Raw genomic sequence first — 12722 nt, forward strand, 5'->3', positions numbered from 1 at the left:
AAAATTATATAAAAAATTAATTAATCAATAATTAGTATATTAAAATTTTGTAAATTTTTACATATAAAGATTTGTATTTTTTCAATATTTTACTATAAAACAATTATTTTTAAAAAATTTTAAAATAAATTTGTTTTTATAAACAAATTTTAAAAGTAAGAAAAATAATTATTTAAAAAAATACAAATAAAATAAAGTAAAATAAGAAGTTTTAATGAAAAAATCTTTAAAGTGTAAAAATATTAAAATAAAAAAATGATTTAATTATTTAAAAAATAATTAAAAATTTATATTTATCTAAAATACTTCATCGATTAAGTCATTTAATGGATCATCTTCTGGATCTACTTCTTGATCTTGAATTATCTCATTACCATTATATTCATAAGGTTTAATTCCTGAAACAATGATAGTAGTTCTGACCATATTTTGTAAACTTTCATCGATTTGAGTACCCCAAATAATATTAGCTGCTGGGTCTAATTTATCAGCAACAATTTGTACGATTTTTTCAGCCTCTTGTAAGGTTAAATCGGAGCTACCAGTAATGTTAATTAATGCACCTTTAGCATCAGAAATATCAATATCAAGTAAAGGACTACTTAAAGCTTCATGAACAGACTCTAAAGCTCTCTCGCCAGAATCTGATTCACCCATACCAATCATAGCCATTCCTGAACCTTTCATAATACTTCTAATATCTGCGAAATCTAAACTTACTAAACCTGCTTTAGTAATAAGTTCAGTTATTCCTTTTACAGCCCTTCCTAAAATTTCATCAGAAACCATAAATGCTTTATTTAATGGTAAGTTAGGAGCAACTTCTAAAAGTTTATCGTTTGGAATAACAATTACTGTATCAGATGCTGCTTGAAGTTTTTCTAAACCTTTTTCCGCATTTTCTCTTCTTTTTACACCTTCTGCAGAAAATGGTAAAGTTACAACACTAACAGTCAATGCACCTAATTTTTTAGCAATTTTAGCAACAACTGGAGCAGAACCAGTTCCAGTTCCTCCACCAAGACCACAGGTGACAAATACCATATCTGCACCATCAAGCTTATTTCTTAAATCATCTTCACTTTCTTCAGCACATTCTTCACCAATTTCAGGTTCTCCACCTGCACCTAATCCACCACAAGTTTTTCGACCTAAAAGAATTTTTTCATCTGCTTGGCTATAGAATAAATCTTGTGCATCAGTATTAACAGTGACTGTTTCAGCACCTTCAATACCTACTTCAGTTAATCTTGAAATGGTGTTGTTACCGGCACCACCAGCACCAACAACAAAAATATTAGCTTGACTTCCATCAATAATTTCTCTTAATTCTTTATCTAAATCTGAAACTATAGCTTTGTTAGAAGGTTTTTCTCCTAATCTTTTTTCAGATTCTTTAATTGCTTCATCTATAAATTTCACGTATAAACCCCACATTAAATTAATTAATATAGTTTTATAAATTAATACTCATGAAATAGTAAATAATAATTTAGGAATATTAATTCCAATAGATTATATAGAAAAAAATATTTTATTAAAAATATAAAAAACCGATTTACTATTAACAAATATATTTTTTAATTTTTATTTCTTAAATAAATATTAAATTTCTTAATTAAATATTAAATAATTATTTTTTATATTTTCTACTTTTATAAATATTTTGGTTTAAATGAAAAAAAATATTTAGGGGCCTGAATTTTTCAGTTCTCGGACAATTGTTGTATGGGTGTTTTTGAGTAAAATCCTAGTGATATGATTAAGGCTCCTAAAAATACATTTAAATATACCGTTTTTTCGACAGATTTTGGTGTATATTTATGAATTTCTCTTAATTTAAGTTATTGTTTGAGTAATTTGAAAAAATATTCTATTTTTCCTCTATTTGCTTTGAAATTTTTCCAGGTATCTAATCTTTTTAATAATTCATTTTTAAATTTTCAAAAAAATCTTTTTTCTGTTTTAATTTTCTTTGTTTTCATAAAGGATGGTAATATGTAGGATAATTGGTCATTTCATTTAGTTTGTTTCTTTTGAAATTGTCTTTTGGAAAAATAAATGGAATGATTTTATATTTGCTAATTCCTAATTGGTAGTTTTTATAACTGTAATAACTTTTATCAAAAATTAAAGTGTCTCCTTTTTGAATAATACTTCTTTTTTGAAGATTTCTCATAATTTCGTCAAAAAGTTTTCCATCATTTGGAGCTCCAGAATGGATTAAAATAGAAACAGGATTTTATACTATCGAAATTAATTATAACAGTTGCTTTAAATCCAATATAAATTTCTTTAGAAGAAGAATAAATCTATTTTAAATTCAATGATTTGAGATGTTAGTCTTTTTTCTATGAAAATTAATATCCAAGTCTACAGGTGTAGCATCAACAATAAAAGTCTTTTTTCCTCTTCTTTTAAAACGATTTTCTTGAATTTAAATAGGATTTAATGCTTTAACAAGTTTTTCTGAGTCTTGTTGTGAAAAATTTTTATAAAATTGATCCGCAGTTAAAATTTTAGAAATATTAAAGTATTTACAAAGTTTTTCTTTAGATTCAAGCTCACTCAATATGAATAAAATGTCTAAACCAAAGAACATACTGATAAATATAATTTAAAAGTAAATACTTGTTTATCAATATTTTTAAAACCACAGGAAGCTAAAATTTCAGAAGACACTCTACAATCCCTAATTTTAAATATCTCTTTCAACAAACTATAATTTGGGTCTTTAATATCTAAATTTAATCAGTGTCTCATTTGTACTACAAAATAAACATATTAACACATACTATTTAAATTTAACGATTTAAAGACCTTTTTTTATTAAAAAAAACTAATTTTAATTTGTATTTTTACAAACTATCCCATAGGGACATGATAAATAATAAAAATAAGAGCAATTATGTTGAATTTTATTCGAAAAAATTCAGACCCTAAAAAAATTTTTAAAAATAGAAGTAAAATAAATAAGAAGGAAATATAAGAATAATATTAAATTGAAAATAAAATATAATAAAAATTATATGATTAAATATTAAATTAATAAAAATTAACAACTAACTAATTAAACAAAAATTATACAATTAATTTAAATAAAAACAATCCAAAACAAATTAAAAAAATATAATTTTATAAAATTTTACAAATAAAAAAAGACCTAAAATTATAAAAAAACAAATAATTATAATAATATAATAAATTTATTAATGAAAAAATTAATTAATTCTAATAGTAAATAAAAAAATAAAATTGCAGTAATAAGTTAAAAATATAATTAATTAATAAGAAAATAAAAAAAATAAAAAAAATATTAATATAATAATAAAATAATAAGTAAAAAATATACAATAAAAAAATGTTTAAAATCTTATAAGTTTTTTTTAAAAATAGACTCCTTTTATAATTTAATTTTAAGGAAAATATGATGGAAAATAAAACAGAATACAAATACTCTAAAACAAATGAAGGAATAAAATATAAATATGTTTTAAATGAAGAATACAGTGTTATTCCTATTGAAACATCTTATATTAAACCTAATGAAAGTTTAGATAAACTTTTTGATGTAGCTATACCTTTATTTGAAGATGAAGATTATTTGGTTATTGCAGAAACCCCCATATCAGTTTCACAAGGACGACTTGTAGATGAAGCTCAATATTCTCCAAGTCTATCAAGTAAGTTTCTTGCAGGAGTTTGGAGTAAATATATTTGGGGATATGTTCTAGGACCCCTTTTAAAAATTAAAAAAAGAACGATAAAAAATCTAAGAATACTTCCACCACAAACTGCAGCACATAAACAAGTAGTACTTGAATTATATGGATGGAAACATGCTCTTAAACCTGCATCCGAAGCAGGTATAGATTTAAGCAATTCTCCCGGAACATTTGTATCCCTTTTACCTGAAAATCCTCAAAAAGTTGCAGAAGATCTATCAAATATGATAAAAGATAAAACTAATAAAAATGTTAATGTGATGATAATTGACACCGATGCAACATATAGAAGAGGAGATAAATATTTTACAGGACTTCCAACTGCAATTGAAGGAATCCAATCTAATAAAGGAGTATGGGGGTATACTCTTGGACAATTATCTGAAAACATGGGTTCAACACCACTTGGGTCCAGTAAAAAATTATCCGTTGAATATTCTCTTAAAATAGCTAATATTGCTGAAGATTACCAAAAATCACTTGAAACATCTATGGAAACAATACATAGTGCTAAAAAGGTTCTATCCACCGACAGTAAAGAAGATAGCATAAGTGTTGAAACTTTAAATAAAATAACCCACACCCCAGCAGTTATAATTAGAAAAAATAAAAAAAATACATATTTCTAAAGAATTTTTAAATTAAACTTAAAAGGAAATTATGAAAATAAAAAAATATATTAATTAGAATTAATTATATATATAATACTATTAATTGTATTAAATATTAGCAGATTTAATATAATATGTTCTATTTTTATTGGAGTATTGTTTAAATTTCAATACTAACTATAAAAGAAAATAAAAAGTATTTAATAAAATCATGGAGAAATCATATGTTAGATGACCCATTAGTACAAGATTTATTGAAAGAAATAATTAATGATCCTATAGAGGATGATTCAGACAATATTGAAATTGTTAGATGTCTTAATGACGGAATAACAACTGATGAAGAAATTGCAGAGAAAACTGGAATTCGTTTAAATATTGTTAGAAAAATGCTTTATAAACTTTATGATGCAGGACTTGCAAGTTATAAAAGACATAAAGATCCAGAAACTCAATGGTTTAGTTATGATTGGCAATTTGAACCTGAAGAAGTGAATAACACTCTTAGAAAACATATCCATGAAGAAATTGAAGAATATGAAAAAATATTAGATGATGAGAAAAACAATATGTTTTTCGTATGCCCTCAAGGACACAATAGATTCGGTTTTGAAGATGCAAGTAATAATGATTTTGTATGTCCAGAATGTGGTGAAGAAATTGTATTTGAGCCTAATGACGAGTTTATAGAAAGTCTAGAAAAAGAAATTGCTTCTCTTCAAGAAAAATATGAATCAATTGGAAACTGAATTTAAATTTTTTAAATCTTTTTTTAACTAATTTTTAAATTTAAGAATATTAGATAAGTTTAAAATTAATTTAAAACAATGAAAATACTTTTAAAAATTTATTTAAATATTTTTTATTTTACTTTCTTGTTTTAATTTATTATTTATTGTGTTTATTTATAAAAATTAATTTTATAGAAGTTTTTAATAAAAAACCATATTTAAATGATTAAGGTGGTTAAATGTTAAATAATATAAAAAAATTTACAGATAACTCACAAACATTAAAAGAATCACGAGAAAATGTAAAAGAACGGTCCATCATAATAGACATATTGATTTTTATAGGACTATTCTTGCTTTTATACATTGGAACAATTGGTTTAAATATTGTTTTAGACCTAATTTCTATGGCAATATTACCTAAAGTAGATGTATACTGGCAATTGATGGGATTATTCGGATTTATATTTATCCCAATTTTAGTATATATTATAGTTAAAAAATTCGAAAAACGTAGTTTTAGAAGTGTAGGTTTTTCTAAAGACAATATACTCCCTTCAGTTTTAAGAGGATTAGGTATTGGTTTTCTAATGTTTTTAACAGTTGTAATAATAGGTCTTATATCTGGACAATACAAATATACGGGTTATAATTTATCATCCCTTATCCTTTTAGTTCCATTTTTATTAGGTTTTTTTGTTCAATCCTTAGGTGAAGAATTTGAAATGCGTGGTTGGGCAATGACTTATATATATAAAAGACATAGCATTATAGCGGCTATAATAATAAGTAATATACTATTTTCAATGGCTCATATTTTCAATTCAGGAATAGACCTATTACCAATTATAAACATATTTTTAGTTGGAGTATTCTTTGCAATTTTGTTTATAAAATATGATAACATATGGATTTGTGGTAGTGCTCATGCAGCATGGAATTTTTCACAAGGAATATTATTTGGATTTAATGTAAGTGGTCAAACAACACCTTCTCTACTAAAATTTAGCCAAGTTAGTGAAAATATAATTGGAGGAGGGACATTTGGACCTGAATCCGGTTTAATAGCAACATTTGTAATAATTATTGGATTATTCTTATCATTATATATTAAAGAAAATAAGACATAAAAAAATAGAAAAAATAAATGAAAATACTAAAATTAAGAGTTTTCTTCCTCTATTTTATTATTATCCTCATTTTTATTGTTAAATTTGTATATTTTCAAGAATATTCCAGTTAATATAATAGTTAAAATAACTGAAATAATATTAGAAATCATTGCAGGTAAAGCTAGGCCTTCAGGAGCTTGTAAAATATATGCAAAAGCAATTAATATACAGATAACTGCAGGTATTAATGTAATAAGATATTGTTTTTTTATTTTAATTAAATATACAGTTGCTGTAAGAAGTACTGCAATAGCAAATATTAATTGGAACCATGAAAAGTATCTCCAAATTAAAGAAAAATCAACAAATGTAAGAGCAAAAGATATTATAAACAATGGTAATGCTATTTTTAACCTTGACAATAATTTTTCCTGATTAATATTTAATTCATCAGATATTGTAATTCTTGAACTTCTAAGTGCAGTATCTCCAGTAGTAATTGGGCAAACAACAACACCTAAAATAATTAAAGCTACCCCTATAGGATTAATCAAATTTGATGCCATTTGATATACTCCAACTGTTGGAGTTCCTGCATATACTGCTGCAATTTGTGGTTGAGCATGGAAAAATGCAAGTGTAACAGCTGCCCAACAAAGTGCAGTTATACCCTCTAAAACCATAGCTCCGAAAAATACAGGTCTTGCATCATTTTCATTTTTCATAGACCTAGCAACAATCGGTGATTGTGATGCATGAAACCCTGAAATAGCTCCACATGCAATAGTAATGAATAAAAATGGGAAAATCGGTTTATCACTTAAAAATAGACCAGAGGTTGTAAATTCAGGTATTTGATATTCAGGATGTAAAAATAAAGCACCTGTAATTAAAATAACCATTACTAAAAAAAGTAATCCAAAGATAGGGTATACTTTTCCAATAATTTTATCCAAAGGAAATAGTGTTGCAACTAAAAAGTAAATAAAAATTATAACAATCCATAACAATATTGGAGTATCGGTTAAAGTACTAATTAAAGATGCAGAACCAGAAGCAAATACTGATGCAACTAAAATACCAGTTATAATAGTTATAACTGCAATGAATTTTTGAACTGTTTTTCCCAAGTATTTAGAAATAACCTTCGGCATAGTATATCCATCATGTCTTAAGGATAAAAATCCTGAAAAGAAATCATGAACTGCACCAATAAAAATAGTTCCAAAAGTAATCCATAAAAATGCAGATGGACCGAATAATGCACCTTGAATAACACCAAAAATAGGTCCAAGACCAGCAATATTTAAAAAATGAATTAAAAAATTTTTAATTCTGCTTAAAGGTACATAATCAACCCCGTTCTCCATTCTTTGAACAGGAGTAGGACGAGACTCGTCAACACCCACTATTTTTTCTAATATTTTTCCATAAACAAAATACGACATAATTAATAATAATAGACATAATATAAAACTATACATACAACTATTATTAATTTATTATCTATATATAGTTTATGAAAAAATAAAAACTTATCACAACCAATCTAATTTATAATAAGATTAAAAAAAAGAAAAAAGTTTAATAAATAATAAATAGAGGGGAATTTAGATAAAAATAGAGATTAAATAATTAACAGGAATTTAACTTTAAATCAGCATTTTCTATAAAAAGATAAATATTACAAATTAAATAAATGAACAATAAAATAATAGTATAAAACTTTAAATCTTATTAGTAATTATAATATTAAATAATTAGAATTTATTGTTGCAGATTAGATACTATGGATGAAATAGAATTTTTAAAAAAAGAAGAAACACCTGAAAATGTGATTAGACATTCAATTGCAGTATATAAAAAAGCTCTAAAAATCTTAGTAAATTTTCCAGAAGCAGATAAAGAGCTTATTAAAACTGGCGCATTACTACATGATATTGGAAGAAGTAAAACTCATGATATTAAACATGCCGTTGTAGGTGCAGAGATATTAAGAGAAAATAATTATAGTGAAGATGTAGTGCATATTGTAGAGCGACACATTGGTGTTGGAATAAGTGAAAAAGAAGCAAAAGAATTAAAACTTCCTATAAAATCATATGTTCCTGAAAGTATTGAAGAGAAAATAGTAGCACATGCGGATAATTTACTTAAAGGAGATGTAGAAGTAGATTTAGATTTTGTTATTCAAAAATGGAAAAGACAGATTGATAATGCTGATGAAAATATAGAAAAATTAATAGAACTTGACTATGAATTAATTGGTCAGTTTGAAAATAAAGATTAAGTGATAAAATGAAAGTTATATGTTCAAGTGAAGAATCATTATATAGGCCAGAGGCTCTTATGTGGAGAGAGCGTATGAAATTAATTAAACCATTTGGAGATGTTATTGCTATTCTTCCTTGTAGTATGAAAAAACCATATTCTAATTCAAAATCCCATCAACGATTTAAAAGAGCTACTAAAGGTTATCAGGAAGTAATTGTAACTAGTCCTTTTGGTATTTGTCCAAGAGAATTAGAAAATACATTTCCTATAAATGCCTATGATGTTAGTGTAACGGGCTCCTGGAGTGAAGATGAAAAAAGAGAATCTGGATTACTATTAAGAGAATATATTGGAGATACCCCTGCTATAGCTAATGTTTCTGGAGGATATGCAGAAACTTGCATGGAATATTTAGATGGACTAGATATTACATATACTTGTGTTGAAAATCGTCCAACCCATCCTGACTCTATATATAATACACGTATGGAACTTAAAAAATATGAAAAGAAACCAAGACGTGATAGAACATTACATGAACTTAGATCAATTGCCAGATATCAATTTGGTGAAGGTGGAGAAAATTTCATTCCTGATGAAATTGTAGCTAAAGGAATGTTTCATAAAAAATTATATTATAATAATAAGCAAATTGCATATTTAAATAAAGATGTAGGCCTATATTCTCTTAATTTAGCAGGGGGAGAATTACTTAGAGATTTAAATCTTAAAGTAGTAGAAATTGATTTTGAACTTAAAACTAATACAGTATTTTCTGTTGGTATTTTAAAAGCAGACCCATCAATTATACCAAGAGATCAGGTAGTTGTTGTAAAAGATGGTGAAGTATTAGGTGTAGGAAGAGCAATCATTAGTGGTGAAGAGATGGAAAAAACATCATATGGTGTTGCAGTAAATATTAGGCACAGAAGAAAATAATTTTAAAATTCCTAATAATTTTATTTAATTATTTTAAAATTATATACTCTAATCTTTTTAAGTTTATATTTTGAAATTACATATTCTAATCTTTTTAAGTTTATATTTGGAAGTAATATACTCTGGTCTTTTAAGTTTATATTTTGGAAAGATATACTCTAATCTTTTCAAACCTATATAAAATAAGGTTAAAAGCAAATTAATTAATATTAATAGTAATATAGAAGTATTTAAACTAATATAAACTATTAATACCTTATTTACCAAATATAATAACTTTAAAAATATAAATAATTTTTTATAAATAGTATACTTTAAATAGGATTATAAAACTAATATTAAAAGTAGTATTTAAATTAACTTAAAATTGGTCATAATAAAAAAATTATTTTAAATATTATTAAAAAATATATTTTAACTAAATTAATAAAGCTAATTTTAATTTATAGATAAACATTTAATTATTTAGAATTTAAATATTAATTCAATTATATAATAAAAACTAAGGTGAGATTTATGAGTGAAGATATGCAAACAGCTATAAAAAATGCAGTTTATCCTGTTTTAGATCCACATATGGGTATTAGTATTGTTGATATGGGGCTCTTAGATGAAATTAATGTTGAAAACGATGAAGTAGAAATTGTACTTAAACCAACTAATCCTGGATGTATGAGTGTTACACGTATTGCAGTACAAGTAAAAGAACTTGCAAGTAATGTTGATGGTGTTGAAAAAGTAAGAATTAAAATTATTGATCATACTATGGCAGATGCTATTAATGAAATGATTAATAAGGATTAAATTTTTTTATATATAAAATCTTATTTTCTTTTTAAAAAAAAAACGAAACTATTATATATAATAAAAATAAAAAATCATTTAACTTGTACTTGTAATGGCTACAAATACATGTTATGAAATATTTAATTCAATTAAAATAGGCTAGTGGCACAGCCTGGTTAGCGCGCACGGCTGATAACCGTGAGGTCGTGGGTTCGAATCCCATCTAGCCTACTTAAAAACTATTTTTATAAAATTAAATATTATATTCTATTTCATATAGGCTAGTGGCACAGCCTGGTTAGCGCGCACGGCTGATAACCGTGAGGTCGTGGGTTCGAATCCCATCTAGCCTACTTAAAAACTATTTTTAAAAAAAAACTTTTAGAACTTATTAATTTTATATTTTAACTAAAAACAGCCAATTATAAAAAAATAATTAACTCTAATAAAATTTATATATCAAAAATCATATACTCTAAGGTACAAAAATGTGGAGTTTAGTTAAAATGTGGGAAAAAGTAGACAAAAAATTCCAAAAATACCCTGCAAGAATTAGAGTTATCCAAAAAATGATAGAATTAGGTATAAGAATTTCTGATGATGGAAAACCATACTGTGGAGATTTAAAAATAAGCGAATCTGCACTTGCAAAAGTCTCAGATGTAGATAGAAGAGTGATTAAATCAACAATAAACCTTATTTTAAAAGATGATGAATTAAGTCCAATATTTAAAAATATTGTACCTGCAGGTACATTACTTAAAAATTTAGCAAAAAATTTAGGACTTGGTGTAATTGAAATAGAAGTCGGAAAAGACAGTAACGGAATACTTGCATCAACCAGTACTATGATTTCAGAAAAAAACATTAATATTAGACAAGCATATGCAGAGGATACTTATCTTGAAAATGCTCCTGTACTTACAATCATTACAGATGAGCCAGTACCGGGAGATTTAATTAATGAATTTTTAAAAATAGATAAAGTGAAAAGAGTTTCTATTTATTAATTAAATAAAAAATAATGATTAAAAATTGAGTAATTATAATAAAAATAGGGAAAAATAAAATTAAGATATATAAAATATTATAAAATAAATTAGAATAACTAATGAAAATAAGAATAAAAAAATATAATTAGCATATTATGAAAATAAATAGAATAAGTAATAAAAATAGCTAGAAATTACAAATAATAAATAAAAAATAATTTTAGTCTATTAAATAGTTTTAATAATTAAATTGAAAATAAAATAAAATTTTTAATTAGAATGGTTTTCTTCCCACTCTTTATCTTCTTCATCTAAAACTTCTAAAAGTTCATCCCATGCTTCAAGAGATTCTAAAGCTGCTTCTTCAGACAATTTTTCTATAGCATAACCTGCATGAATTAAAACATAATCTCCAACTTCAACATCTGGCAAAAGATTAAGTTTTGCAGTTTGTCTGACTCCTCCAAAGTCAGCAGATAATAAACCATTTTCCCTATCAATCTCAACTACATGAGCTGGTGCTGCAATACACATATTTTTCTCTCCTAAAAAATTGATTTTTTTAAAAATATAATAAATCTATTTTAATTAATATTAAATTTGTATTGCAAAAGTATATAAAAATTATTATTTCATAAACATTTTCTGATAATTCCTCATATTCTTAACCTGTGAAGGAACTATAAACTTTCAGTAATAGATATATTTTGATGTTCTCTATATCTTTTGCAAAACTAAGTGGCAGATTCAAATCATTTATCGTATAAGTTAAAAATGTATGTCTGAGAGTGTGTGAGTGGAATTATTCAAAAATATTTTCCATTAACTAATCTGAAATCATCATTTGCAACCAATACCCCCTCTGCATTTTAGCATATTTTTTAAATATTAACCTCATAGATCATACTGAAAGTCTGTCACCTTGTCTGTTGGTGAATAAATCTTTTCTTGTTTTTTCAATTTTTGCTTTTTTCTTTATCTAATAGAATTCAGTGTTTTATGTTGTGATTTATAGTATGTTAAGTATAGTATATAAAATATTAATCCTTTATACTAAAAGGCGAAGTTATATATAAATAAAATAATGAATTGTTATAAATTTATGAAAAAATTATTAAAAAAGTGAAGAATTATACATGTACTTAATAATTAAGTATGAAAATTAGCTTTTAAAATTTATTTAAAAATTAAAATGAAACTAGAAAAATTAGTGGAATATAAAAAAAGGTTAAGAGTGTCCGCCAAAAGCCAAAAATTCCTATTGAAAAATTTATTAAAATGCTTATTTTTTGATTTAAAGTAACGAATTTATTAAAAAATTCTATTTTGGCGGACACTCTTAAAAATAAAAAAAGAAAAAAGGAATAGAAAAATTAATTAATATTTTATTTGATTTGAATCAATATGATATGTATAATTATTAATCGTTTTATCCTTATATTTTATTTCAATATAGGGTGTCCGCCAAAATGCAATTTTTTAATAAAAACTAAAAAATCATCACATCTAATTTCAATTGATGATAAACGGACGTACGTTCACAAAAATCAGT

General features: G+C 24.8%; 10 protein-coding genes, 2 tRNA genes and 1 pseudogene. 9 read left to right on the top strand and 4 right to left on the bottom strand.

Annotated elements, in window-relative coordinates; translation table 11 throughout:
* Window positions 1-297: 297 nt before the first annotated feature.
* Entirely contained in the window at window positions 298-1422 is a 1125-nt protein-coding gene (gene ftsZ / locus QZ146_RS05620) for a cell division protein FtsZ (protein WP_295722684.1), read from the bottom strand.
* Window positions 1423-1706: 284 nt separating this feature from the next.
* Window positions 1707-2739: pseudogene (locus QZ146_RS05625) on the bottom strand (transposase).
* 691 nt (window positions 2740-3430) lie between these two features.
* Between QZ146_RS05625 and QZ146_RS05630 the strand changes: the two are divergent.
* From QZ146_RS05630 to QZ146_RS05640, 3 genes are all read left to right on the top strand, one after another.
* Window positions 3431-4354, top strand: coding sequence for a coenzyme F420-0:L-glutamate ligase (locus tag QZ146_RS05630; protein ID WP_295722695.1), 924 nt, complete (start codon window positions 3431-3433; stop codon window positions 4352-4354).
* A 206-nt stretch (window positions 4355-4560) separates the two neighbouring features.
* Window positions 4561-5085: a transcription factor E gene (tfe, locus tag QZ146_RS05635; protein WP_295722685.1), complete on the top strand. Its 525-nt coding sequence runs from the start codon at window positions 4561-4563 to the stop codon at window positions 5083-5085.
* Window positions 5086-5306: 221 nt separating this feature from the next.
* Window positions 5307-6197, top strand: coding sequence for a CPBP family intramembrane glutamic endopeptidase (locus tag QZ146_RS05640; RefSeq protein WP_295722687.1), 891 nt, complete (start codon window positions 5307-5309; stop codon window positions 6195-6197).
* Window positions 6198-6229: 32 nt separating this feature from the next.
* Here QZ146_RS05640 and QZ146_RS05645 read toward each other — a convergent pair whose 3' ends face one another.
* Window positions 6230-7663, bottom strand: coding sequence for a carbon starvation protein A (locus QZ146_RS05645; RefSeq protein ID WP_295722688.1), 1434 nt, complete (start codon window positions 7661-7663; stop codon window positions 6230-6232).
* 305 nt (window positions 7664-7968) lie between these two features.
* Here QZ146_RS05645 and QZ146_RS05650 point away from each other — a divergent pair, with 305 nt between their 5' ends.
* From QZ146_RS05650 to QZ146_RS05675, 6 genes are all read left to right on the top strand, one after another.
* Window positions 7969-8469 (top strand): TIGR00295 family protein, encoded by a 501-nt coding sequence (locus QZ146_RS05650; protein WP_295722689.1) that lies wholly within the window; start codon window positions 7969-7971, stop codon window positions 8467-8469.
* An 8-nt stretch (window positions 8470-8477) separates the two neighbouring features.
* A complete protein-coding gene (locus QZ146_RS05655; RefSeq protein WP_295722690.1) occupies window positions 8478-9392 on the top strand; it encodes a DUF5591 domain-containing protein in 915 nt (304 codons plus the stop codon).
* A 516-nt stretch (window positions 9393-9908) separates the two neighbouring features.
* Window positions 9909-10196, top strand: coding sequence for an iron-sulfur cluster assembly protein (locus tag QZ146_RS05660; RefSeq protein WP_295722691.1), 288 nt, complete (start codon window positions 9909-9911; stop codon window positions 10194-10196).
* Between the two features lie 138 nt (window positions 10197-10334).
* Window positions 10335-10409 (top strand) — tRNA-Ile (locus QZ146_RS05665).
* A gap of 47 nt (window positions 10410-10456) precedes the next feature.
* Window positions 10457-10531, top strand: a tRNA-Ile gene (locus QZ146_RS05670).
* A gap of 153 nt (window positions 10532-10684) precedes the next feature.
* Window positions 10685-11188 (top strand): amino acid-binding protein, encoded by a 504-nt coding sequence (locus QZ146_RS05675; protein ID WP_295722692.1) that lies wholly within the window; start codon window positions 10685-10687, stop codon window positions 11186-11188.
* 252 nt (window positions 11189-11440) lie between these two features.
* On the opposite strand, the gene QZ146_RS05680 is transcribed toward QZ146_RS05675, so the two are convergent.
* Window positions 11441-11704, bottom strand: coding sequence for a HypC/HybG/HupF family hydrogenase formation chaperone (locus tag QZ146_RS05680; protein WP_295722693.1), 264 nt, complete (start codon window positions 11702-11704; stop codon window positions 11441-11443).
* Window positions 11705-12722 lie beyond the last annotated feature (1018 nt).

This window comes from uncultured Methanobrevibacter sp. (assembly GCF_905235195.1).
In the GTDB taxonomy this organism is placed as follows: Archaea; Methanobacteriota; Methanobacteria; order Methanobacteriales; family Methanobacteriaceae; genus Methanarmilla.

What these genes read in the sequence shown, in the direction of transcription:
- QZ146_RS05680 (WP_295722693.1), bottom strand. Translation starts at nt 11,704, where the DNA reads ATGTGTATTGCAGCACCAGCTCATGTAGTTGAGATTGATAGGGAAAAT.
- QZ146_RS05645 (WP_295722688.1), bottom strand. Translation starts at nt 7,663, where the DNA reads ATGTATAGTTTTATATTATGTCTATTATTATTAATTATGTCGTATTTT.
- QZ146_RS05660 (WP_295722691.1), top strand. Translation starts at nt 9,909, where the DNA reads ATGAGTGAAGATATGCAAACAGCTATAAAAAATGCAGTTTATCCTGTT.
- tfe (WP_295722685.1), top strand. Translation starts at nt 4,561, where the DNA reads ATGTTAGATGACCCATTAGTACAAGATTTATTGAAAGAAATAATTAAT.
- QZ146_RS05655 (WP_295722690.1), top strand. Translation starts at nt 8,478, where the DNA reads ATGAAAGTTATATGTTCAAGTGAAGAATCATTATATAGGCCAGAGGCT.
- QZ146_RS05630 (WP_295722695.1), top strand. Translation starts at nt 3,431, where the DNA reads ATGGAAAATAAAACAGAATACAAATACTCTAAAACAAATGAAGGAATA.
- QZ146_RS05675 (WP_295722692.1), top strand. Translation starts at nt 10,685, where the DNA reads ATGTGGGAAAAAGTAGACAAAAAATTCCAAAAATACCCTGCAAGAATT.
- QZ146_RS05650 (WP_295722689.1), top strand. Translation starts at nt 7,969, where the DNA reads ATGGATGAAATAGAATTTTTAAAAAAAGAAGAAACACCTGAAAATGTG.
- QZ146_RS05640 (WP_295722687.1), top strand. Translation starts at nt 5,307, where the DNA reads ATGTTAAATAATATAAAAAAATTTACAGATAACTCACAAACATTAAAA.